Genomic DNA, 23,792 nt, shown 5'->3' with positions numbered 1-23,792 from the left:
AGGGCAGTGTCGGACACCCGCCCCTCCGTTCACAAGCGACGCCCGGGAACGGTCGAATCCCGGCGCGAGGGGTCGTCCGCCTGACTCCAACCGTCGAGAAGATGCGAATCCGTACGAACCCCGGGACACGGCGGCTAGTCTGCCGCGCATGAACTTCCGGTTCCTCGGTCGCAGTGGTCTGAAGGTCAGCGAGATTTCCTTTGGCAACTGGCTCACGCACGGCTCCCAGGTGGAGGAGGACGCCGCGCTCGCCTGTGTGAAGGCGGCGCTCGACACGGGCATCACCACCTTCGACACCGCCGACGTGTACGCCGGCACCAAGGCCGAAGCCGTGCTCGGCCGCGCCCTCAAGGGCCAGCGCCGTGAAGGCTACGAGCTCTTCACCAAGGTCTACTGGCCCACCGGCCCCGGCCAGAACGACCGCGGCCTGTCGCGCAAGCACATCATCGAGTCCATCCACGGCTCGCTGCGCCGCCTCCAGACGGACTACGTGGACCTCTACCAGGCCCACCGCTTCGACGTGGAGACGCCCCTGGAGGAGACGATGCTCGCCTTCGCGGACATCGTGCGCCAGGGCAAGGCCCTCTACATCGGCGTCTCCGAATGGACCGCCGAGCAGATCACCGCCGGCGCGAAGCTCGCCCGCGAGTTGCACGTGCCCTTCGTCTCCAACCAGCCCCAGTACTCCATGCTCTGGCGGGTCATCGAATCCAAGGTCGTCCCCGCCTCCGACGCGGAGGGCATGGGACAGATTGTCTGGTCCCCGCTCGCCAAGGGCGTGCTCACCGGCAAGTACCAGCCCGGGCAGCCCCCTCCGGCCGACACCCGCGCCGCCACCAAGCAGGGCGCCATGTTCATGACCAGCTTCATGACCGACGACGTGCTCACCCGCGTCCAGCAGCTCAAACCGCTCGCGAAGGAAGCCGGCCTGTCGCTCGCGCAGCTCTCTGTCGCGTGGGTGCTCCAGAACAAGAGCGTCTCCACCGCCATCATCGGCGCCACCCGGCCGGAGCAGGTGCTCGACAACGTGAAGGCCACCGGCGTGAAGCTCGACGCCGACCTCCTGCGCCGCATCGACGCCATCATCGGCCCGGTCGTGGAGCGTGACCCCGCGCAGACCACCAGTCCCGACCGCCGTCCCTGAAGGAAGAAACGAAATCCGCCCCCCAGGCGTACGTAGGGCCGGGGGCCTGTACCGGCAGGCGCCCCCACGGCCGCCCCTTCACCTGATGGGGCATCCGACATCCACGCCCTCCTCCCACCCTTCCCGGTCGAATGGATTGTCACGGTCCCATGACCTGCCCTCCGATCCATTTGACTTTTGAGTCGAGGGGAACAAGACACTGCCCCGCGCGTTGGCAGTCCTCACTCCTCAACCCCCAGGCTTGTCTCCCATGACGTCCTTCCTCCTCCTGGCCCAGGCGGCCCAACCCGAACTCGGCTGGTTGAGCGGCAAGCTGCTCGGGGTGACGCTGGGCAGCGCCGAGTGGGTGCTCTGGCTGCTGGTCATCCTCTCCGTGCTCTCCATCGCCGTGATGCTGGAGCGCGCCGTCTACTTCTCGCGCCACCGGCTGCCCAACTCGGAAGCCCTGGCGGTGCGGCTGGCGCGCGGTGAGTTCGACGCCGTCAGCGCCGAGGTGAAGAACCACAAGGGCATGGAGGCCGCCGTCATCCGCGAGGCCCTCGCCTCCGCGTCCCAGGGCCCCGACACCGTGGAGCAGGTCATCGCGTCCACCGTCGCCCGCGAGCGTCCCCAGTACGAGCGCTTCCTGTCGCTCTTGGGCACGCTGGGCAACAACGCCCCGTTCATCGGCCTGTTCGGCACGGTGCTCGGCATCATCAAGGCTTTCAACGACCTGGGTGCCATGAACGCCAAGGGCGGCGCCATGCAGCAGACGGTGATGGCCGGCATCTCCGAGGCGCTCGTCGCCACCGCCGTGGGCCTCGCGGTCGCCATCCCCGCCGTCGTCGCCTTCAACATCTTCAGCCGTCAGTTGAAGACGCTCACCAGCCGCACCACCTCCCTGGGCCACGCGCTCGTGGGCGCCATGAAGGCCAAGAAGCCGGGCGTCGCGGGGGGGAACTAGGTCATGGCCGGCAGCGCGGGCGACAACGACGACGAAATCACCGGCATCAACGTCACGCCCCTGGTGGACGTGGTGCTGGTGCTGCTCATCATCTTCATGGTCACCGCGAACTTCATCGTCCGCGAGACGGTGGAGGTGGACCTGCCCCGCGCCGCCAACGGCGGTGAGACGGTGCAGGGCCTGGTGAACGTCGTCCTCGACAAGGAGGGCAAGCTCTACTTCGACGGTGCGGAGGTGACGGAGGCGGACCTGTCCCGCCGCGTGGTGGAGGCCGTCTCCAAGGACAAGGACACGCGCGCCATCATCAGCGCGGACCAGACCATCGCCTACGGCCGCGTGATGCGCCTCATCGACGTGGTGAAGGGCCAGGGCATCGCCAAGTTCGCCCTCAACATCGAGAAGGACGTGTCCCCCGCGGCCACGCCCGCCGCTCCCTGACCCGAAGGCACGCGAAGCCACCATGAGCCAGGCGGTCCTCGACCCTTCCCTCCCCCAGCGCGACCGCTCCACGCGGTTCGTGCTCGGCTTCTTGCTCGTGTCGCTCGCGCTGCACGCGGGCGGCTTCTGGTTCATCTCCACCCTGGAGGGCCGCAAGCAGATTGCCTCCCAGCGTCCGGTGGAGCTGGTGATGGTGGAGGTGCAAAAGCCGCCGCCTCCGCCCCCGCCGGAGGAGAAGAAGGAAGAGCCGCCGCCTCCGCCCAAGGTGAAGCCGGTGAAGCCGCCGCCCATCAAGATCGCGGTAGCGCCCAAGCCCCCGCCTCCGACCGAAGCGCCCCCGCCGCCCAACGACACGCCGCCGCCGGAGCCGCAGGCCAAGCCGCCGCCGCTCGTGGTGGGCATGACCATGTCGTCCACCACCAGCGCGGGCTCCTTCGCCGCGCCCGTGGGCAACACGGCCTATGGCAAGGCCAACGGCACCGCGAAGGACCCCAAGGAAGTGAAGGGCTACTCCGCGCCCAAATACGTGCCCGTATACCAGGTGGACTCCGAGCCCACCGTCGCGTCCGAGGTGAAGATTCCCTACCCGGACGAGGCGCGCCGCGCGGGCATCGAAGGCACGGTGACGCTGTCCATCACCATCGACGCGGACGGCAAGGTGGGCACCGTGAAGGTCATCTCCGGGCCCGGCTACGGCCTCAACGAAGCAGCGCGCGATGCCATCCGGCGCTTCCGCTTCAAGCCTGCCATCAAGGGCGGCGAGGCCGTGGCCACGGAGATGAAGTACTCGTACACGTTCCTGCTGGACTGACCGGGACGCGGAGGCCCGCGAAGGGCCCCGCCTACTGCGTCTTGAGCGCTCGGCGCATGATGTCGCCCAGCGCCACCAGGTCCTCTTCCGGCATCGATGCCATGAAGGGCGGAGGCCGGGCCATCCGCGCCATCAGCCGACCGCGCAGCTCCGCGCCAGCCTCCGTCAGCACCAGCATCTTCACCCGCCGGTCCTGTTCGCTGCTGCGCCGCTCCACCAGCTTGCGCGCCTCCAGCCGGTCCACCAGCCCCGTCACGTTGGACGCATCACACGACAGGTAGGTGGCGAGCGTGCTCATCGCGAGCGCTCCCTCGCCCAACTGCCGCAGGACGTGCGCCTGCACCGGGGACAGGTCGAACTCCGCCGCCAGCGCGGGGAAGTTGCGCATGTGCGTGTGGAGCAGTTCGAAGAGGAGCGTCCACGCCTGCTGCGCGAGCCCCACCTCCGCTTCCTCCACACCTTGAGTCCGGGCCTCCGGCGGACGCCCTGCCTGCTCGCTGTGACCTTCGCCAAGACCGTTCATGGTGCCTTCACACTAATTCACACAGCTCGCATAAACAATTGACACCCTCAACCTTTGACGGGTACTACATTCCGGATATTCCATCATCCGACAGTGCGGAGTACTTTCACGGGGCTCCAGGGTCGGGTAGATGACGCAACGCAGTCGTCCATTGGACGGATCCGCCTCGCGCTCCCGCGGGTCGGTGAGGAGGTCAAGGCGGTATGAGTACCCTTCTGGCGCTTTCCCTGTCGGCCGCCCTGGCCGCGGCGCCTGTACTGTCGCTGGACGAGGCGCTGGAGTCGGCCCGTCAGCAGAACCTCGATTTGAAGATTGCCCAGGAGCGCTTCGAGCAGGCGTCCCTCGCGACCCGCAAGGCCTGGGCCGGCTACCTGCCGACCATCACCGTGGGGGCGTCCATCACGCGCAACAACGTGGCGGCTGTCATCCCGGCGGGCCCCATCGCCCCGGTGGACATCGTCATCCAGCCGCTCATCCAGCAGGGTGCGCAGGCGGAAGTGCGCCAGGCCATCATCGCGCCCCAGCTCTGGGCGGCCATCGCGGCGTCCTACAAGTCGGTGAAGCTGGCGGAGCTCAACACGCAGACGGCGCGCCGGCAGGTGCTCTTCGGCGTGGCGCAGGCCTACTACGGTGCGGCGGCGCAGCAGGAAGCGCTTCGGGCCCAGGAGCGTCTGCTGGAGCTGACCCAGGCGCGGGAGAAGGACACCCAGGCCCGGTTCGACGCGGGCACGGTGACGCGCGTGGCGCTCTTGCGCGCGCAGTTGGACCGTTCGCGCGCGGAGCAGGACCTGGTGCGCGCGAAGAACGCGCTCGCGGGCCTGAAGCTGGCGCTGGGCACGCTCATCCAGAAGGACCCGGACTTCGACCTGGCCCCGCCGCCGGAGCCGCAGGTGCCCGCGCAGGCGTCGCCGGATGACCTGGTGAACCAGGCGCTCCAGGAGCGCTCGGACGTGCAGGCCGCCGAAGTGGGCCTGAAGCTGACGCGCATCAACAAGACGGGCGTCATCCTGAGCTACCTGCCCACGCTGGGTGTCACGGGCGCGTACCGCATCGCGAACGCGGCGGGCTTCACGGGCCAGAACGAGACGTGGGCCATCACCTTCGGCGCCAGTTGGACGCTGTTCGACGGCGGCATGCGCGAGGCGAACCTCTCCGAGGCGTCGTCCCGCGTGCGTGAGGCCACCGTGAGCCAGCAGTTGGCCCAGGCCCGCGTGACGGAGGAAGTGCGTCGCTCCAAGCTGGACCTGGAGAACGCGCTCGCCAACCGCTCCAAGGCCGAGGAGGCCCTGGGCCTTGCCCGCGAGTCCAACCGCCTCACCGACGTGAGCTTCCAGGCGGGCGTCGCCACGTACCTGGAGGTCGCGGACGCCAACACCTCGCTCACCAACGCCGAGGTGGGCTTCGTGTCCGAGCGCCTCCAGGCGTCCCTGGCCGCGCTGCGCCTGCTCAACGCGATGGGCTCGTTCGAGTCCGGTTCGGTGCGCAAGGACGCGGCGGCCCTGGGTGCCCAGCCCGGCGTGTCGGCGCAGCCGGAACAGCAGCAGCCGGCGCAGCAGCAGCCGACGCAGCAGCAGCCGGCGCAGCAGCCCGCGCCCCAGCCGTAACGGGGTGTGAGGGGAAATTCCCGGCGCCCATCCTGGGGCGCCGGGTCCCCTACCCTCCCGGGAGAGAAGCAGGTCTCGCGTTGTGGTGGCCCGGCGTCAGCCCCACCCTCCAGACAGGACCCGCTCTCACGAGGAGGGAATCATGGCGGACGCATCCTGGGGCAACTGCAAGAGCTGTCGTTTCTTCGCCGGCAACAGCGACGAGCCGAGCGACAACGATGTCCAGAGCTGCAACCAGTCCGAGCTGAAGAAGTTCGCGCTCCTGGTGTCAGCCGACAGCGGCTGCAACGCATACGAGGCGCAGGTCGGCGAGTCGGTCCCCATTGGCGGGGAGCCCGCGCCCGCCATGCACTGAGGCGACGAGTCCTCCACCCCCTCGCGACACCGCGTCGCGAAGGGGGAACCCGGAGCTCAGGTGCCGTCAGGTGCCCGTGGCTTCGTGGACGACGCGGGGCACGGTCTCCGGCTCGTGCGCGTAGTAGATGCGCTCCATGAGCTTGCGCTGGTGCACCAGCGGCTTGTCGTACTTGTCCAGCCGCATGCCCTTGTGGCTGTAGGGCGTGTCCGCGACGGTGGGGATGAAGCGCGCGTCATCGCGCACCTCCCACCAGGTGAGGCCCAGCGCGGCCTTCGCCGCCACCGGCAGCAGGGGCTTCAAGAGCGGCATCGACGTGCGCAGGAAGGAGAAGACGTGCAGGCGCGTGGTGCGCGCCGTCTCCGGCACGAAGAAGATGTGTGCCTGCGTGATGAAGGGACGGGGCATCCCTTCCGAGGACTTCCAGTGGATGGTGTAGATGCTGCGCACTGGATCGAAGCGCGTCACCCAGTCGTTGTGGAAGTAGTCGCCGTCGCGCACCAGGAGCAGCTTCATGATGGGCGCGGGCCGCTGCGGGGCGCGGTAGTGCACTTCCGTGTGGTCCGGGTGGTTGTGCGCGTCGAACTCCACCGCCCCGGTCTGCGCGCCGCTCCACCCCAGCCGCGTGTGGACATAGGGCGTGTGTTCGTCCTCGCTGAAGTTGTCGAGCGTCACGTGCAGCGGCGCCTGGAACAGCGTGGAGAAGGTGCCTCCGAAGACGTAGTCGTCCCCCGACAGCTCCGGCATCGCGGACAGGGGCGTGTCCGCGTGCGCGAGCCACAGGTACCCGTGGCGCTCCACCACCTGGAAGCTGCGCGCCTCGCAGTGGCGCAGCTCCGGCTGGCTGGGGTTGGTGCCGTGGCCGCGCGAGTCGAAGCGCCAGCCGTGGTACGGGCACTGGAGTTGGCCGTCCTTCGTCACCGTCCCCTTCGAAAGCGGCGCGAAGCGGTGGGGACAGGCGTCGGACAGGGCCGCGGCACGGCCAGAGGCATCCCGGAAGAGCGCATAGGCATGGCCCGCGAGCTCCACGCGCACGGGTTGCTGGCGGAGCTGACGGGAGGGGAGCACCGGGTGGAAGTGCCGGACGACGTCGGGGGTAGGCTCCATGGAAGCGCCAGTATAGCGGCCTGTCGGTCCCGACCCCGGGTGGGTCCCCGGGGGGCCAGGCGGTGTCCGGAAGGGGCTGGGGAGCGGCCCCGGAGGGTGGCATAGACTGCCGCGCCGTGAGTGCTCCTCCCCCCCTGCTCCAGCGCCGTGCGCGCGGTCCCGCCGTGGCGGTCGTCCTGGCCGTGCTGGCGGTGCTCGTCGCGGGGGCGGTGCTGTACGTGCGAGGCGCACTCCCCGCGGCCGTGCCCGTCGCGGCCGGGCCCTTCACCCCCAACGACTACGCCCGCGCCCTGGACCATGTGCGGCCTGGCGGGGACCTGGACTTCGTGGGGCTTGGACAGGACCGGGCGGCGCTGGAGCGCTTCGTCGCGTCGCTGGCGTCGGTGTCGCCGCGCCTGCGCCCGGAGCTGTTCCCCACGCCCCAGGAGGGGCTGGCGTACTGGCTCAACGCGTACAACGCGCTGGTGCTGCGGCAGCTTTTGGAGCGCCATCCGGACGGCGTCGGGTCCGCGTGGTTCGGCCGCTTCTACTGGGGCCACGCGTGGCCGGTGGGCGGCGAGCGGCTGACGTTGTGGGCGCTGGAGCAGCGCATCCTCGGCGAGTACGGTGACCCGCGCGTGCACTTCGCCCTCTTCCGGGGAACGCGGGGCGGGCCCTCGCTGGATGGCGCGCCATACCAGCCGGAGTTCCTGGACGCGCAGCTCAACGACGCCAGCCGCCGCTTCATGGGCAACCCGCGCCACGTGCGGCTGGAGGGGGACACCGTGCACCTGGCGCGCCTGTTCGAGACACGCCAGCAGGACTTCCTCGCCGCGCTGCCCGAGGGCCGGGGTGGCAACGTGCTCCAGTTCGTCTGGGCCTTCCTGCCGGACACCTGCGAGGAGCGCCCGGGCTGCGACACGCGCGGCGACCTGGACCGCGCCTGCGGGCCCCGGCTGGACAAGTGCCGCGTCACCTTCATGCCCGAGGACCTCTCGCTGCCCGACGTCGCGGACGCCGCCGCCCGGCGCTGAGCGGCCCTGCTAGCGTCCCCTGCGCGCACGGACGAGGAGGCACGGGACATGATGACGGGAGCGGTGTGGCTGGCGACGTGGCTGGCCATCGGAGCAGGGGCTGGGGCGGGGAGCGCGGACGTGAAGTGGGAGCCCCAGGTGAGCGGGACGACGGTGCGGCTGCGCGGGGTCAGCGCGGTGGATGCGCGCGTGGCCTGGGCCAGCGGCGACAAGGGCACCTTCGTGCGCACCACGGACGGCGGGAAGACGTGGAAGGCGGCCACCGTGCCGGGCGCGGAGGAGCTCGACTTCCGCGACGTGGATGCCTTCAGCGAGCGCACCGCGTACCTCCTGTCCATTGGCACGGGCGACAAGTCGCGCATCTACAAGACGACGGACGCAGGCGCGACGTGGAAGCTCCAGTTCACCAACGCCGTGCCGGGCGCGTTCTTCGACGGCATGGCCTTCTGGGATGAGCAGCACGGCATCGCGTTCAGCGACCCGGTGGACGGGCGCTTCATCGTCATCACCACCGAGGATGGCGGCGCGACGTGGAAGCCCGTGATGAAGGAAGCGCTGCCCCCCGCGCTCCCGGGTGAAGCGGGCTTCGCCGCCAGCGGTACGAGCATCGCGGTGCAGGGCACGTCCCACGTCTGGTTCGGCATGGGGGGTTCGGCGGCGCGCGTGCTGTATTCAGCGGACCGGGGCCAGAACTGGAACATCGCGACGACGCCGCTGGCCACCGGCGAAGGCGCGGGCGTCTTCTCGCTCCTCTTCTGGACCGACAAGGCGGGCATCGCCGTGGGGGGCAACTACAAGAAGCCAGAGGAGACCGCTGGCACCGCGGCCGTCACGCTCGATGGAGGGAAGACCTGGAGCGTGCCTTCGGGGACTTCGCTGAGGGGCTACCGCTCCTGCGTGGCGTCGCTCATGCACGCCCGGCGGCCGATGTTCGTGGCCGTGGGCCCCACGGGTTCGGACATTTCGGTGAATGGAGGCAGGGCGTGGGAGCCGCTGGACGCCACCGGCTTCCATGCCGTGGCCTCACCGCGGCGCAAGCAGGACACGGCCTATGCGGTAGGTGAAGAGGGCCGCATCGCCCGGCTGGTGCCTGCATCCCCGGTGGAGCCGAAGCAGGCGCCGAAGAAGCCGTAGCGCACCGGAAGCCCACTGGCGCGGGGGATGCCCCCGCGCCGGGGAGACTTCACGCGACCAGCAGCGCCGCGCCGATGATGCCGCTGTCGTCGCCCAGCTCCGCGTCGGCGACGAGCAGGCCCTCGCGCGACGTCTGCGACGACCACATCTGCACGCCGTCCAGCACGCGCTGCCGGATGCCCGGGCAGTACGTCAGCACGCCGCCGCCCAGCAGCAACCGCGACGGATTCAGCATCGTCACCTGGTTGGCCACCGCGATCGCCAGGAAGCGGGAGGCGCGCTCGTGGAGCTCCTTCGCCTCCGCGTCGCCCGCGTCCGCCGCCTTCTCCAGCGTCACCGGCGTGATGCTGTCCGGGTCGCTGTCCGCGACGAGCGACTCCAGGATGCGCGAGCGCCCCGACGCCAGCAGCTCCTTCGTCTGGGCGATGAGGTTGTGGCCGCCCACGTACGCCTCCAGGCAGCCGTGCTCGCCGCAGCCGCACAGCCGGCCGCCGGGCACCACCTTGATGTGGCCCAGCTCTCCGGCCACGCCGCCGCCGCCCTGCACCAGCCGCCCGTCCGCGATGATGGCGCTGCCCACGCCGGAGCCCACGAACACCACCAGCATGTCCTGCGACCCGCGACCCGCGCCCGCGTGCAGCTCACCCCACGCCGCGGCGGACAGGTCGTTCACCACCTTCACCCCGTAGCCCAGCCGCTTCTGGAGCAGGTCGGCCAGGGGCACGTTGCGCCAGCCCAGGTTGGGCGCCACGGAGATGACGCCGGAGTCCTTGTGGATCTGCCCGGCCGCGCCCACGCCGCAGCCGTCCACCTTCACGCCCGCGCGCTTCAGCGCTTCGTCCGCCGCCTGGGCGATGGTCTCCACCACGCCCGGTGGCTTGCGGTCCGTCACCGCCACCTTGGCGCTCGAAAGCAGCTTGCCCTTCGCGTCCACCACCGCGGCCCGGACGGATGTCCCGCCCAGGTCGATTCCCAGCGTCGGCATGGCCAACTCCCTCCCTACGGTTGCGTGTGCGGTGCTTCGCGTGGAACGCCGCGCTTCAGGCGCCGACTTCCTTCTGCGCCTGGGCGACCGTGCTGTCGATGAGCGCCTGGATCTCCTTCAGGCGCGCCTCGGTGTTCGCCTCGAAGCGCAGCACCAGGATGGGCTGCGTGTTCGACGCGCGGATGAGGCCCCAGCCGTCCGGGAACGTCACGCGCACCCCGTCCACGTCGATGATCTCGTGGCCCGCGTCGCGGAGGATCTCCGTGGCGCGCTTCACCATCGCGAACTTCTTCTCCTCCTTCGTGTCGAAGCGCAGCTCGGGGCTGGCGTAGGTCTTCGGCACGTCGGCGAGCAACTCCGACAGCGTCTTCTTCTCGTGGGTGAGGATTTCCAGCAGGCGCGCGGACGCGTACACCGCGTCGTCGAAGCCGTAGTAGCGGTGCTTGAAGAAGATGTGGCCGCTCATCTCGCCGGCCAGCTCCGCGTGCTCTTCCTTCATCTTCGCCTTGATGAGGGAGTGCCCCGCCTTCCACATCACCGGCTTGCCGCCGTGCTTCGCGATGTCGTCGTACATCGTGTAGCTGCACTTCACTTCGCCGACGATGGCCGCGCCCGGGGCTTCCTTCAGCACGTAGCGGCTGAAGAGCACCATGATCTGATCCCCCCAGAGCACGTTGCCCTGGTCGTCGATGACGCCGATGCGGTCGCTGTCGCCGTCGTAGGCGATGCCCACTTCCGCCTTCTCCGACTTCACCGCCTTGATGAGGTCCTGGAGGTTCTCCACCACCGTGGGGTCCGGGTGGTGGTTGGGGAAGTTCGCGTCCATCTCACAGAACAGGGGCACCACGTCGAAGCCCATGCTGCGGAACAGCGGGACGGCCACCTCGCCGCCCGTGCCGTTGCCCGCGTCGATGACGATCTTCATCCCCTGGCGGCCCACCTTCACCGTCTGGCGGATGAAGTGGTTGTAGGGCGTGACGATGTCGTAGGGCGTGACCTTGCCGGGCTTGGAAGCGGTGGCGAAGTCCTTCGCCTCGATGATGCGGCGCAGCTCCTGGATTTCGTGGCCGTGGAAGGTCGTCTTGCCCGCGCCAATCTTGAAGCCGTTGTACTCGGGCGGGTTGTGGCTGCCGGTGATCATGGCCAGGCCATCCACGGGCAGCGTGTTCGCCGCGAAGTACGTCAGCGGCGTCGGCACCACGCCCACGTCGTAGACATCCAGGCCGGTGGCGGTGAGACCCTTGGCGAGCGCGTCGCGGAAGCGCGTGGAGGATTCGCGGCAGTCGCGGCCCACGGCGATGGAGGTCCCGGCCTTGCGGCGGATCATGGTGCCCAGGCCCAGGCCCAGCAGCTCCACCACTTCGATGGTGAGGTCCTTGTCCACCAGACCCCGGATGTCGTACTCGCGAAAGATGTGCGCGTTCATGGCAGTGTCCCCACCCCTGTCCCGGCCGTGAGGGCTCGGCGGAGGGCGGCGAACACTACACGAGCGGCCCCGGGGGCTGAACACGCCCGAACACCGCGCTCCCACTCCTGAACGCCCGGCTGCTCCTGGGGTGGGCGACACCTCCCCCGTCCTACCCCCATTGACGGGTAATGGACCCCATCAGGCCATGGCCCCGGTCATTCGCGCCCCGGCCCCCGCCGGCACCTGCTCCCGCAGGGACTGGTAGTGCCGCAGCCACGACGTGTTCAGCGGATCCAGCTTCAAGGCCTCCGCGTAGCACTCCAGGGCGGCCGGCACGGACCGTTGGACCTCCAAGGCGTGTCCCTGGGTGAACAGGGCGCGGGCCTTCAGCTCCACCTCCGGGCGGGCGGCGAGGAAGGCGCTGCGCAGGGCCTCCATCGTCGGCTCGGGGACGCCGGCCGCGACACACCGGGCGAGTCCCGCGACGTTGCCCCGGGTGGCGTCGTAGCCCACGCGGGACAGGGGCTCGCCCAGCATCCGCTGCGCGGTCTGCACCCGGAGGCGCAGGGCCTCCAGCGACTGACGCTGGGCCGTGGGCAGCGCGCGGCCGTTGAAGGCGTCCAGGCGGCGCAGGGCGGCCTGGGCGCGGCGGCGCACGTCGCCGAAGTCCGCGTCGGGCTTCGCGCCCAGCAAGGTGTACGGGTCGCGGGCGACGGCCTCCGCGCGGGACAGCATGCGGGCCAGCTCCGCGTCGGGCGCGGGCTCCAGGTCCTCGGTAAGGGCGCTCATGAGGAGCCGGCCCAGGGCCGGGTACTCGTCGGAGAAGTGGACGAAGACGCCGGCGGGCACGTTCCAGATGCGGGCCTCGTCGAAGGTGACGTGGCGGACGACGTCGCACGCGCCCACGGCCGTCTCACCGCGGAAGGAGACCTCCACCGGCAGGCGCGCGGCGAGCGGCGGCAGCGAACCCCGGCACTCCACGAAGAGACCCTCGGGGGCGACGTCGCTCACGGACACGGCCTGGAGGACTTCGCCCGGCGTGAGGCCCAGGCGCACGCGCAGGTCCGACGGCGCGTCGGTGCGGGGCGCGGAGGCCTCCAGCGGCGCGACCGGGTTCTCCAGCGGCGCGGTCGCGGAGGCGGCGTCCGACACGCGGTCCACGAGCGCGATGGGCAAGGCGGCCGGCTGCGAGGACGCCGGGTGGATCAACGGAATCGGGGCGGCCTCCACGGTGGGCGCCAGGTGCATGAACGGAATGGCGGCGGAGCCCAGCGTGGACGACGCGTGCGCGGGCGCCGGGACGATGTCCAACGGCGACGTCAGCATGATGGGAGTCACGGAGATCGTGGCACCGGACGCCACCGGGCTGGAAGAAGCGGACATCGGCACCTGCGCGCCACTGGAAGCGGCGGAGCCCGAGGAATCGGCCCGGGACGCGACAGCGGTCCCCAGGGTGTTCTCCGGTTCAGCGGGTCCCAGCAGCGCCACGGCCGAGGCCCAGAACGCGGCCACCTCCGCGCGCATGGCCACCTCGCCCGCGCGCGAGTCAGAAGAAATGCCATCCGACGCACGCAGCGCCGCATCCTCCATGGACGAGGCCGAATCGCCCCACGCGGGCACGTCCTCCACGATGTCGATGTCGTCCAGCGCGTCGCGCTCCGTCACGACCTCCGACGAAACATCCTCGCGAGCATCCGCCGAGGCATCCCGCACACCGATTTCCAGGCCCAGCGCCTCCGCGAGCGCGACGCGGAAGTCCCGCGCACTGTCGAAGCGGTCCTCCGGACGCGCGGCCAGCGCCCGCAGCAGCACGGTGGACAGCGCGGGAGGCACGCTCGCGTTGAGCGCATGCGGCGGGAACAGCACCACGTCCGCGGACCGGCCCAGCCCGAACGGCAGCCGCCCGGTGACGAGCAGATACCCCGCCACGCCCAGCGAGTGCACATCCGAGCGAGGTCCTCCGGAGATGCCGGTGGCCTGTTCGGGCGCCATGAACGTGGGCGAACCCACCGACACGCCCCGCGCACGCTCTTCCCGCGACAGCGCCGCGTCCCGCACCAGGTTCGCACCGAAGTCGCGCACCAGCACCCGCCGCGCCCCCTTCGAATCCCGCGTGACGACCAGCGAGTCCATCGTGAGGTCCCCATGCACGAGCCCCCGCGCATGCGCCGCCTCCAGCCCCGCGAGCGCCTGATCCAACACCTCGCCCGCCTCCACCGCAGACAGCGGCAGCGGCATCGCGCTCAGCGACTCGCCTTCCGGCGCCTCCATCAACACGCAGGGCAGACCCTGGGGACCGGGGCGAACATCCAGCACGCGCGCCACGTGACGGTGCACGACGTTGCGCTGCGCGAGCGCCTCCGAGATGAACCGCGCGCGCACCGCCGGCCGGGCCGCCAGATGCGCATGCAGCACCTTCACCGCGAAGCGGTGTCCCGTGGGCACGTACTCCGCCAGGTACACCGACGCCACCGCGCCAATCTCCAGCCGGCGCTTCAGGAGCAACGGCCCGTGCCGCTGGCCCTCCAGCGAATCCCCGGCCACCGACGACGGCGATTCAACAGGGCAGGCCTCCCCGTTCTGGTGTTCCCCCACGCAGCGCTTGCAGCCCATCGACATCCCCGCCTGCCACCCCCTGAATGGGGCGGACCCGGGGTGCACTTGCAACCTCCGCGCCCCGTGCCCGGGGGCCTCCTTCGTGCGGGACCGGACACTCCAACCGCCCGGAGGTGCCAGCAATCGCCCGAAACGGCTCGGGGCCCCCTGTAGAAATGACAGGGAGCCCCGGGAAGAAATGTGTGAGGGGAAACAGGAGGCGGGGTAAGCCCCGAGCCTACAAATCCTCTACAGCAGCTTCAGGCGCTTCTTCGCCTTGAGGGCCTCGACGACCTTGCGGACGTCCTGGCTCTTGTCCTTGGGGACGACGAGGACGGCGTCGCCGGAGTCCACCACCACCACGTCGTGCATGCCGACGACGGAGAGGGTCCGCTTGTCCCCGAGCACCACGCAGTTCGTGCAGTCCACGAGCACCACGTCGCCGGAGACGACGTTGCCCTGGGCGTCCGCGGGGCGCACTTCGGGGATGGCGGCGAAGGAGCCGACGTCGGACCAGCCGAAGTCACCATCCAGCACCGCGATGTTCTCCGCCTTCTCCATCACGCCGTAGTCGATGGAGATGGAGGGCAGCTTGGGGAACACGCGCTTGAGCACGGCGGGGAAGGTGCGCTTGCCCGCGGCCTTCTGGAGCGCGTCGATGCCCTTCTGCATCTCCGGCATGTGCTTGCGGAAGGCCTCCAGCATCACGTCCGCGCGGAAGACGAAGATGCCGCCGTTCCACAGGTAGTCGCCGCCGGCCACGTACGCCTGCGCCGTCTTGAGGTCGGGCTTCTCCTTGAACGCCTTCACGCGCCGGCCGCCGCCCTCCAGCGCGTCACCGACCTGGATGTAGCCGTAGCCCGTCTCCGGGCGCGCGGGCTTGATGCCCAGGGTGACGATGTGGCCGCCCTCGGCGATGCGCGCGGCCTCCGCGAGCGTGCGCTGGAAGCCCTTCACGTCCGCGACGTGGTGATCCGACGGCAGCACCGCGAGGATGCCCTTCGGGTCGCGAGCGGCCACCTGGAGGGCGGCGAGCGCGATGGCGGGCGCGGTGTTGCGCGCCACGGGCTCCACCAGGAGGTTGGCCTTGGGTAGGCCCTTCACCAGCTTCAGGGCCGTCTTCGCGTGCACGGGGCCGCAGACGATGAAGGTGCTCTTCACCGGCGCCAGGCCCTTCAAGCGCAGGGCGGTGTCGGTGAGCAGCGGGTGCTTGGAGGCGAGCGGGAGGAACTGCTTCGGACGCGCCTGGCGGGACAGCGGCCAGAAGCGGGTGCCGGAGCCACCGGCCATGATGACGGGATAGAGGGCCATACGCGGGGTCTGAGCTCCTGGAGGGCGCCAGGCCACGCCTGACGCTGACGGCGGCGCACCATAGCGCTTCGCGCCGTGGGAGGAAGGGGGCCCGGCTGTCTGCTGCCCGGCCGGTGGGGCGCGCGGATGTGGGCAGAGTTTTGACCCGCCCCCGAAAAGCCAGTCTCATGCCCCACCGTTGAGTCTCAAGCCCACATCCACCGGGTGGACGCTGGCCTTCACCGTGCTGTTGACGGTGGGGTTGTCGCTGGCGCCACTGCCGGAGAAGTTCCGCCCCCTCCCCAGCCTTCGTCAGGAAGGTTCGCTCGGGCCCAAGCTGGTGGCGCTCGCGCTGCCGGCCTCGCTGCGCGGGGTGAAGGCCCCGCGTCCACCCGCCGACACCCTGGCCCCCGACGCCCCGCCCTCCGCGCTCGCGGACGCGGACAGCGTGGGCACCGACACGGATCCCAAGGCCGGCCCCGACGTGGGCGAAGCCCCGGCCGTGCCCGGCATCGGCCTGGAGGAGCTCAGCGCCCCCACGCTTGCGACCGCGCGGGAGCTGGAAGCGCTGCGCGAGCGCATGGGCGCGAAGCACGTGGACATCGAGCTCAACTGCCGCAAGTCGCGCGCGGATGGCACGTGTGAAGAGGACGGGCTCGCACCGCTGATGCGGGCGTTGGGCGACCTGCGCTCGGACACGCGGCGCACGCCGGTGCGGGTGGTGCACCTGGGCGATTCGTTGATCGCCTCCGACTACATCACCGACGTGGTGCGCGACCGGCTCCAGGAGCGCTTCGGTTCGGGTGGCCCGGGCTTCCTCTACATCCACCGGCTGGCGAGCGCCGGACGCGCCACGCGCGCGGGCACCGCGAGCACGGATGGCTGGAAGATGGAGCGGCTGGTGGACACGCACTGGCCCAGGGACCGCGTGGGCTGGACGGGCGTGGCCTTCTCCACCAACGGGCCGGCGCAGAGCACGCGCTACTCGGTGGAGGGCACGCGCGTGGCGGAGCTGTACTTCCTGGCCCAGGCGGCCAGCGGCTCCGTGCAGGTGTCGGTGGATGGCAAGAACACGCAGCGCATCCAGACGCGCGCGTTCGGCCCCAAGTCAGAGGCCGCGTTCGCGAGGCTGAAGCTCCCCGAGGGCGCGAAGATGCTGACGCTCACCGCCAGCGGCAAGACGGAGCTGCACGGCGTCGCGCTGGAGTCGGGCACGCCGGGCGTCGTCTACGACACGGTGGGCCTGCTGGGCGGCATGGCGGAGGTGTACCTGCGCGCGCAGCCCGCGGCCTTCCGCGCGCAACTGCGTCACCGCAAGCCGTCGCTGGTGGTGTTGATGGTGGGCGGCAACGAGGCGTTCTTCCTCTCGCGCGAGCGCACCACGGTGGACGAGGTCCGCACGCAGATGAAGGAGCTGGTGTCGCGCGTGCGCACGGCGGTGCCGGACGCGGCGTGCCTCGTGATGTCGCCCATCGACGCGGGCGTGCGCACGATGAGCGGCGAGCTCGTCACGCGCCGGCACTCGGCGGAGGTGACGGAGGTGTTCCGCGAGGAGGCGCGCCAGGGCGGCTGTGCCTTCTACGACACGTTGGCCGCGATGGGCGGCGAGGGCTCCGCGCTCAAGTGGCTGGAGTCGGGCCTGATGTTGGAGGACCTGGTGCACCCACGCGTGCGCGGCTCCAACCTCCTGGGCCACCTGTTCGACCTGTCGTTGCAGCGGGCCTTCGCGCGCACGCATCCGCCGCGCCTGCCGGGCGCGGACCCGACGGGCCTCCAGAACGCGACCCCGGCGTTGAACCGGATGTTCGAGGCCCTGGGCCGCCGAGAGGCCGGCGCGAAGCTGCGCGTGGGCATCGCGCAGGTCGGCGCGTCGCACACGGCGGCGCACTTCTTCTCCGACACCGTGCGCGCCACGCTGACGAAGCGCTTTGGCGACGCGGGGCGGGGCTTCATCGCGGCGGGCAAGCCGTCGTCCCGGCTGGAGGCGGCGCACGTGTCGCGCACACTGGACGGCCCGTGGACGGTGGAGGACGCGAAGGGCGCTGTGCCCGGAGGGCTCTGGGGACTCACCGGCATCCGCGCGGTGGGAGCGCCCGGCGCGAGCCTGGGCATCTCCTTCTGCGAAGGCTGCGACGACCGCAAGGACACGCCGGGCCGGTTGGACCTGTACGCGCTGGACGCGCCGGATGCGGCGCCGCCGGTGATCCGCGTGGACGGTGAGGAGATTGCGCCGGAAGCCCCGCCGCCCGAACCGCTGACGAAGCCGACGGTGCGCATCCGCTCCTTCCCGGTGACGGGCGCCGCGCACACGGTGCAGGTGACGGTGCCGGAGGGTGGAGGGTCCGCGACGGTGCTGGGTGCGTCGCTGGAGTACGACACGCCGGGGCTGGTGTACGACGCGCTGGGGTTGCCCGGCGCCACGGCCTTCACCGCGCGGGACATGGACGCGGCGGCGATGGATGAGCAGTTCAAGGCGCGCCGGCCGGACCTGCTGGTGTTCTGGTACGGCACCAACGAGGCGGAGCTGCCGGGGCTGGACGCGGAAGCGCTTCAGCAGGACTACGCGGCGCTGGTGACGCGGCTGCGCAAGGCGACGGGCGCGGAGTGCCTGCTCATCGGGCCCACGGACCGGCTCCAGCAGGACGCGGACGGCCGGTGGGAGGAGGCGCCCGCGCTGGGCAAGGTGCTCACGACGCTGCCGAAGGTGGCGAAGGACGCGGGGTGCGCGTACTGGTCCGCGCGAGCGGCGATGGGCGGCGAGCGTTCGATGCAGCGCTGGCAGCGGCAGCCGGAGGCGCTGGGGCACGCGGACGGGGTGCACCTGACGCAGGCGGGTTACACGGTGCTCGCGAACGCGTTCGTGAAGGACCTGATGGCGGCGTACGAGTCCACGAAGAAGGGCGGCGAGCCGACGGCCTCCGCCGCGGGAGCGCCCTGAGCCGTGCTGTCCCACAGCCTCCACTACGTCATCTTTGTCATCGGGGTGTTCGCGCTCTACTGGGCGGTGCACCGGCACTTCTGGCCCCGGATGCTGGTGCTGCTCGTGGCCAGCCTGGTGCTCTACACGGGCTTCACGCAGCTCCCGCAGCTCATCGCTCAGGGGAACGTGACGCCGGAGGCCCTGCTCCTGGCGGGGATGCCGCTGCTCATCTTCCTGGGCGGCGTGACGGTGGACCACCTGCTGGTGAAGGGCCTGGGGCGCGCGGAAGGGCCGGGCGTTCGCAAGCTGCTGGTGGTGCTGTCCATCGTCTCCAACCTGGGGATGCTGGCGGGCTTCAAGTACCTGGAGCTGTTGCGCAAGACGGCGCTGGCGCTCCTGGGGCCGTGGGGCGTGGACGTCCGCCCGGAGCCCTTCCACCTGCTGTTGCCGGTGGGGCTGTCGTTCTTCGTCTTCCAGTCCATCAGCTACACGGTGGACGTGTACCGGGGGAAGGCGAGCTCGGGGCACTCGTTCATCGAGCACCTGCTCTACATGCTGTTCTTCCCGCGCGTGGTGAGCGGGCCGATTGTCCGCGAGTCGGAGTTGATGGCGCACTTCCGCCAAGTGCCCACGCTGTCGCCGGATGACGGCGGCAAGGCGATGTTCCGCATCGCGGTGGGGCTGGTGAAGAAGCTGATCATCGCGGACGTGCTGGGCAGCGGCATCGTGGATCCGGTGTTCGGCAGTCCGCACGCGTATTCGTCGGCGGAGTGCGCGGTGGCGGCGGTCGCGTACACGCTGGAGCTGTACTACGACTTCTCGGGGTACTCGGACATCGCGATTGGCGTGGCGGCGTTGTTCGGGTTCCGGTTCCCGGAGAACTTCGCGCGGCCGTATCTGGCGAAGAACCTGTTCGAGTTCTGGAACCGCTGGCACATGAGCCTGTCGTCGTGGCTGCGGGACTACCTGTACATCCCGCTGGGCGGCAACCGGCGTTCGAAGCCGCGAGTGCTCTTCAACCTGATGATGGTGATGGTGCTGGGCGGACTGTGGCACGGGGCGGACTGGCGCTTCGCGGTCTGGGGCGCGGTGCACGGCGTGGCGTTGTGCGCGGTGCGCTGCTGGTGGTGGTTCCGGGGCAAGCAGCAGGAGCCCGGCCCGGTGCGCGTGGGCCTGGGGATGCTGGCCACGTTCACGCTGGTGGTGTTGACGCGCGTGGTGTTCCGGGCGCCGGACATGACGCACGCGACGGAGTTCTACCAGCGCATGCTCGCGGGCATCCCGGGGCTGGCGAACGTGGGCCCGCTGGTGTGGACGGTGTTGGCGGTGGCCATCATCGCGCACACGCTGCCGATGAAGGTCTACGACCTGACGGCGCGCGCGTTCCTCAAGCTGCCCGCGCCCGCGCGAGCGGTGGTGCTGGTGCTCATCGGCCTGGGCATCCGGCAGTTGGCGTCGCTGGAAGCGCGGCCGTACGTGTACCTCCAGTTCTGAGCGAACTCAGGGGTGGTAGGGATAACGCGCCAGCACCTTGCCTTCGGGCGAGACAGCGTACAGCTCGAACTCGTCGAATCCGAGCACGGTGCCCGGAGCCCATCCGCACTTGTCGGGCCGGCGCTGGATGCGGACGAAGTACATCCCTCGCTCTTCACCCACGATGACCTCCAGCCCCTTGGCGGAGAACGCGCAGCTCTTGGCGTACTGCTTGGGATACCCAGAGAGGACCCGCTGCATCACGGCGTGTGCAGCAAGAACAGCAGGTCCATCCAAGGTGGCCAACGGCTGAAGGTCCTCAGGCCATTGGATTCCTTCCGCGATGATCGGCTTCCTGGCACTTCCGCCATCAACCCCCGCGTTGCCAGGGATCCCAGCATCCACTCCTCCAGCATCCGCCCGGAGTTCGGGGGCGCGCGCAACTGGCGGGGAAGAGGCAGTCGCAGACGTGACGACGCCTCCGTCCTGAAGAAGTGAAACGACGAGGAGCAGGTGATGGGGTTTCAGCATGGGAACCTCACCGGAGGAGTCAGAGCCCTTCTACCACTGCAACGCAGGGACACATTCCGGAGGTCCCCCTCGGGGACTCAGCGGACCGGGCGGAGTGCCCGGCTGACAGGTCGACACGGCATCCCAACCCCGAGGCTCCTCGCTCCATCTGTACATCCGGCCCGTCTGGTTCCACTTGTAGAAGCGTGGCGAGTCCTGATGCCCCGTCGCGAGCCAGCCCCAGGCCGGAACCAATTCGCCTCGTGAATCCCTGATCAGTCTCCCACTGGGAGTCGCACCATAGGTCACGACAACCCAACCACCCTGCTCCAGCCTCATCGCGGGAAACACCTTCAGATCCCGACTGCTGACCGGAGTTCCGCAGGGATGATTGTGGGCGAATCCGAAGATGGGCATGTCGCGCCCGAAATCCTCATCGTCCACACCACCATACGCTGGAAAACAAGCGCCTTGCTCATCCACGAGCCCCCGCACGGGCCACGAGACTCGCCAGTCGTGCGGCGTCTTGTAGAGGGTGACACAGTATTCGACGGCGTCCCGACGGGGTCGCTTCGAATTCGGATCGCACGCATCCGTAGCGCCCGGCAACGCCATCAACGCTTTGAGTGCGGGAAGAATCAGGTCGTCCGGAACGATGGCTGCATCCGAGATGACGATGGGCACGTCCGGGTGCTTCCAGGGACCTGGGGCAACCGCCAGATTGGGATCCTCCTCCAAGATGGGCAGCTCTGTTCGCAGGAAATAGAGCTTGGAACTCGTACAGGCCCATGCGGTGATCAGCACCAAGGGAATCGCAGGCCGCACTGGGAACCTCCACGTCGAGTTCCACACTCTAGCGGCAGACCGTCATCCCCAGTTGCATCGCATACGTGTAAGGCCTGCTCAAACCCGCCGGGCCGTCAGCGCCACCAGCGCGATACGCTCCACGCCCGAGTACGGCGCCTTCTCCAGCTCCTCACCAAACACGTCCGGATCCAACTCCGCGTAGGACACGTCCGTGAGCGGCGCACTCCGACACTCCCGCTCCAGCGCGGTGCGTAGCAGGTCTTCGCCCTCCACCACCGGCGCGCCCGTGTAGAGCACCAGCGTCCCGCCCGACACCAGGCGCTCCGCGCCTTCGCGCACGATGCGCACCGACAGCTCCATGCCGTGCGTGCCCCCACCGTCCCGGTACGTGCGCCCTCCCTCGTCCGCCAGATACGGCGGGTTCGCGACAATCAAATCGAACGCACCGGAGACCTCCTGGAGCAGGTCCGACCGCACCGCGTGGACCCCCTGCGCGCCATTGAGCCGCGCATTCACCCGCGCGAACACCAGCGCCTCCGGGTTCAGGTCCGCGAGCACCACCTCCGTGCTCCTCCCCGCCACCGACAGGCCCCCCGCGCCCGAACCACACCCCAGGTCCACCACGCGCCGGAACGTGCCCGGCACCTGCCGCAACAGCGCGCAGAACCGGTAGGTGTCCGGACCGAAGAACACCGCGTCCTTCTGCGACGTGGGCCACGCGGAATGGACGTACAGCCCCGCGCCCAGGGTGGAGAACCGCACCCGGCTGCGCAGCGTCCCGTCCCCACACTCCGCCAGCGCGCCCGCCTGCTCCAGCAACGCCCACACCCGAGCCCCCAGCACGTCAGGCCTGAACGGCCGGCTCCACCCGAACACGTCCCGGAGAGAACGGGCCTCACGCGCCCCAGGCCGGGCATTCACCCGCCGGTGCGTCTCCGGGGTCACCGTCGTGAAGGCATAGCCCTCGGCCCGCAGGGCCTGTCCCAGCGCGACCAGCGCCGCTTCCCTGAGCTCCCCTGCCCCATCCCCACCGTCCACGTCGCCCCCTCGAAGGATCGGTCCATCCAAATTTGGACGCACCCGCGCGTGCGACAAGCAGCCTTACGGCACGGGCTGCCCGCCAGCACGGAGCCGCGCTTCAGTACCCGGCAGGCAGGGGAGCATCCAACACCGCCTGCACGCCCGGCACGTCGGCCACGAGCAGCAGGAAGTCGCGAAGGATGCGCGCCGTGGCGCCCCAGATGACGTGCTCGCCGTGCGTGTAGAAGTGCACGTCGTGCTCCACCCCCTCCCAGGCGTGGCGCTCCACGCGGAGGATGGCCGGGTCCATCAGCCGCACGAGTGGCACCTCCAACACCAGGTCCACCTCCTCCGGGTTCGGCACGTACTTCCCGTCCCCCGGAATCACGCCCACGTAGGGGCGGATCCGGTACGAGGACGTCGTCGGCGTTTCATCCAGCAGGCCCAGCACGCGCACCCCGCCGCGCGCGATGCCCAGCTCTTCTTCCGTCTCGCGCAGCGCGGTCTCCAGCGGCGTGACGTCCTTCACCTCCTGGCCACCTCCCGGGAACGCGTACTGCCCCGCATGCGTGCGCAGGTGCGCGGGCCGCCGCGTGAAGACCACGTAGGGCACGCCCTCCCGTTCGAACAGCGGCAGCAGCACCGCTGCCTCGCGCAAGACCCGGCCCGGCAGGTCGAATGTCCGCGCCGGCCGCGCCTTCAGCCGCGCCTCCAACGCATCGAACAGGGCCTCCACGCGCACGGCTTGTGCCTCCATCAGTCGGTGATCTGCTTTTCCACCGGCGGCTTCGTCGGCGCGTCCGGCGTTGACAGGTTCTCCACGCCCGACATCGGCTTGAGCACGTTCGCCTGCAACAGCCCCAGCAGCAGCACGCCCAGCGCGATGCGGTACACCACGAACACCAGCGTCGTGCGGCGCTTCAGGAAGTTCAGCAGCCACGCGATGGCCCCCATGCCGGACGCGAACGCCACCAGCGTGCCCACCACCAGCGCCACCGTGGACGGCCGCGTCGGCGCCTCCAGCAGGTGCTTCAATTCGAAGATGCCCGCCAGCGTCGTCGCCGGAATGGACAACAGGAACGAGTAGCGCGCCGCGTCCTCGCGCTTGAGTCCCAGCGACAGTCCACCCGTGAGCGTCGTGCCCGACCGCGACGAGCCCGGCACCAGCGCCAGCGCCTGCCACAGGCCAATGAGGATGCCGTCCCGCCACGTCATGTCCGCCACGGTGCGCGTGTGCGACGCACGCTTCTCCACGATGAACAGCACCAGCGCCAGCACGATGAGGCTGCCCGCGATGACGTAGAGCGACCGGAACTGCGTCTCGATGAGCTTCTTGAACGCCAGCCCGCAGATGCCGATGGGCAGCGTGCCCACCAGCACGAACCACGCGAGCCGCGACTCCAGCGTGCCGAACGGTTCGCGCCGCGCCAGGCCCTTGAAGAACGCCCCCACCAGCGAAACGATGTCCTTGCGGAAGTAGATGAGCACCGCGGCCACCGTGCCCAACTGGATGATGGCCGAGTACGCGGCCCCCGGGTCCGCCCAGCCGAACAGCTCCGGCGCGATGCGCAGGTGCGCGGTGGAGCTGATGGGCAGGAACTCCGTGAGACCCTGGACCAGACCCAGGACGATGGCTTCGAGAAGGCTCATAGGGGGCGGTGCGCCAGGGATATGCCCTGCCCTCCTGGCCCGCAAGCGCGAAGGTTCCCCAC

The 23,792-nt window shown here is 69.9% G+C and carries 20 protein-coding genes; 10 read left to right on the top strand and 10 right to left on the bottom strand.

The features are described from left to right. Positions 1-148 precede the first annotated feature (148 nt). The 4 genes from D7V88_RS14100 to D7V88_RS14085 all read left to right on the top strand — a co-directional run bounded on the left by D7V88_RS14100 (position 149) and on the right by D7V88_RS14085 (position 3,336). Positions 149-1,144: an aldo/keto reductase family protein gene (locus tag D7V88_RS14100; RefSeq protein WP_120541156.1), complete on the top strand. Its 996-nt coding sequence runs from the start codon at positions 149-151 to the stop codon at positions 1,142-1,144. Between the two features lie 250 nt (positions 1,145-1,394). After that, entirely contained in the window at positions 1,395-2,087 is a 693-nt protein-coding gene (locus D7V88_RS14095) for a MotA/TolQ/ExbB proton channel family protein (protein ID WP_120541155.1), read from the top strand. Positions 2,088-2,090: 3 nt separating this feature from the next. Continuing rightward, complete coding sequence (locus tag D7V88_RS14090; protein WP_120541154.1) at positions 2,091-2,525, top strand: ExbD/TolR family protein; 435 nt, start codon at positions 2,091-2,093, stop codon at positions 2,523-2,525. A gap of 22 nt (positions 2,526-2,547) precedes the next feature. Next, complete coding sequence (locus D7V88_RS14085) at positions 2,548-3,336, top strand: energy transducer TonB (RefSeq protein ID WP_120541153.1); 789 nt, start codon at positions 2,548-2,550, stop codon at positions 3,334-3,336. Between the two features lie 31 nt (positions 3,337-3,367). On the opposite strand, the gene D7V88_RS14080 is transcribed toward D7V88_RS14085, so the two are convergent. Further along, complete coding sequence (locus tag D7V88_RS14080) at positions 3,368-3,859, bottom strand: MarR family winged helix-turn-helix transcriptional regulator (protein ID WP_120541152.1); 492 nt, start codon at positions 3,857-3,859, stop codon at positions 3,368-3,370. A 203-nt stretch (positions 3,860-4,062) separates the two neighbouring features. On the opposite strand from D7V88_RS14080, the gene D7V88_RS14075 reads away from it, so the two are divergent. Further along, positions 4,063-5,463, top strand: a complete 1,401-nt coding sequence (locus D7V88_RS14075; protein WP_120541151.1) for a TolC family protein — start codon at positions 4,063-4,065, stop codon at positions 5,461-5,463. A 142-nt stretch (positions 5,464-5,605) separates the two neighbouring features. Next, a complete protein-coding gene (locus tag D7V88_RS14070; protein ID WP_120541150.1) occupies positions 5,606-5,818 on the top strand; it encodes a hypothetical protein in 213 nt (70 codons plus the stop codon). A 66-nt stretch (positions 5,819-5,884) separates the two neighbouring features. Here D7V88_RS14070 and D7V88_RS14065 read toward each other — a convergent pair whose 3' ends face one another. Then, positions 5,885-6,925 carry a Rieske 2Fe-2S domain-containing protein gene (locus D7V88_RS14065; RefSeq protein ID WP_120541149.1) on the bottom strand — a complete coding sequence of 347 codons (1,041 nt, stop codon included), beginning with the start codon at positions 6,923-6,925 and terminating at the stop codon, positions 5,885-5,887. Between the two features lie 116 nt (positions 6,926-7,041). Here D7V88_RS14065 and D7V88_RS14060 point away from each other — a divergent pair, with 116 nt between their 5' ends. Both D7V88_RS14060 and D7V88_RS14055 read left to right on the top strand, forming a co-directional pair. Beyond that, positions 7,042-7,938 (top strand): DUF547 domain-containing protein, encoded by an 897-nt coding sequence (locus D7V88_RS14060; RefSeq protein ID WP_244238136.1) that lies wholly within the window; start codon positions 7,042-7,044, stop codon positions 7,936-7,938. A gap of 48 nt (positions 7,939-7,986) precedes the next feature. Next, a complete protein-coding gene (locus tag D7V88_RS14055) occupies positions 7,987-9,072 on the top strand; it encodes a WD40/YVTN/BNR-like repeat-containing protein (protein WP_120541148.1) in 1,086 nt (361 codons plus the stop codon). Between the two features lie 49 nt (positions 9,073-9,121). On the opposite strand, the gene D7V88_RS14050 is transcribed toward D7V88_RS14055, so the two are convergent. From D7V88_RS14050 to D7V88_RS14035, 4 genes are all read right to left on the bottom strand, one after another. After that, positions 9,122-10,057: an ROK family protein gene (locus D7V88_RS14050; RefSeq protein WP_120541147.1), complete on the bottom strand. Its 936-nt coding sequence runs from the start codon at positions 10,055-10,057 to the stop codon at positions 9,122-9,124. Between the two features lie 55 nt (positions 10,058-10,112). Next, complete coding sequence (locus tag D7V88_RS14045) at positions 10,113-11,483, bottom strand: phosphomannomutase/phosphoglucomutase (RefSeq protein ID WP_120541146.1); 1,371 nt, start codon at positions 11,481-11,483, stop codon at positions 10,113-10,115. Between the two features lie 180 nt (positions 11,484-11,663). Beyond that, positions 11,664-14,084: a protein kinase domain-containing protein gene (locus tag D7V88_RS14040; RefSeq protein WP_120541145.1), complete on the bottom strand. Its 2,421-nt coding sequence runs from the start codon at positions 14,082-14,084 to the stop codon at positions 11,664-11,666. 225 nt (positions 14,085-14,309) lie between these two features. Next, positions 14,310-15,371 carry a mannose-1-phosphate guanylyltransferase gene (locus D7V88_RS14035; RefSeq protein WP_120541144.1) on the bottom strand — a complete coding sequence of 354 codons (1,062 nt, stop codon included), beginning with the start codon at positions 15,369-15,371 and terminating at the stop codon, positions 14,310-14,312. A 178-nt stretch (positions 15,372-15,549) separates the two neighbouring features. Between D7V88_RS14035 and D7V88_RS14030 the strand changes: the two genes are divergently transcribed. Beyond that, the gene (locus D7V88_RS14030; RefSeq protein WP_120541143.1) at positions 15,550-18,288 is read left to right on the top strand and encodes a GDSL-type esterase/lipase family protein; all 2,739 of its coding nucleotides are present in this window, start codon (positions 15,550-15,552) and stop codon (positions 18,286-18,288) included. A 3-nt stretch (positions 18,289-18,291) separates the two neighbouring features. Beyond that, the gene (locus D7V88_RS14025) at positions 18,292-19,764 is read left to right on the top strand and encodes an MBOAT family O-acyltransferase (protein ID WP_120541142.1); all 1,473 of its coding nucleotides are present in this window, start codon (positions 18,292-18,294) and stop codon (positions 19,762-19,764) included. 6 nt (positions 19,765-19,770) lie between these two features. Here the strand turns inward: D7V88_RS14025 and D7V88_RS14020 are convergent, their stop codons facing one another. The 4 genes from D7V88_RS14020 to D7V88_RS14000 all read right to left on the bottom strand — a co-directional run bounded on the left by D7V88_RS14020 (position 19,771) and on the right by D7V88_RS14000 (position 23,730). Then, a complete protein-coding gene (locus D7V88_RS14020) occupies positions 19,771-20,004 on the bottom strand; it encodes an SH3 domain-containing protein (RefSeq protein ID WP_244238137.1) in 234 nt (77 codons plus the stop codon). A 1,152-nt stretch (positions 20,005-21,156) separates the two neighbouring features. Then, positions 21,157-22,098: a N5-glutamine methyltransferase family protein gene (locus tag D7V88_RS14010; RefSeq protein WP_244238135.1), complete on the bottom strand. Its 942-nt coding sequence runs from the start codon at positions 22,096-22,098 to the stop codon at positions 21,157-21,159. A gap of 100 nt (positions 22,099-22,198) precedes the next feature. Then, positions 22,199-22,837: an NUDIX hydrolase gene (locus tag D7V88_RS14005; RefSeq protein ID WP_372241079.1), complete on the bottom strand. Its 639-nt coding sequence runs from the start codon at positions 22,835-22,837 to the stop codon at positions 22,199-22,201. After that, entirely contained in the window at positions 22,837-23,730 is an 894-nt protein-coding gene (locus D7V88_RS14000; protein WP_120541140.1) for an undecaprenyl-diphosphate phosphatase, read from the bottom strand. The genes D7V88_RS14005 and D7V88_RS14000 overlap by 1 nt, the downstream gene beginning before the upstream one ends. Between the last annotated feature and the right edge of the window lie 62 nt (positions 23,731-23,792).

The sequence above is a fragment of the Corallococcus terminator genome (genome assembly GCF_003611635.1).
Classification (GTDB): Bacteria; Myxococcota; Myxococcia; order Myxococcales; family Myxococcaceae; genus Corallococcus; species Corallococcus terminator.
This window is presented reverse-complemented; position numbering and strand designations above follow the sequence as displayed.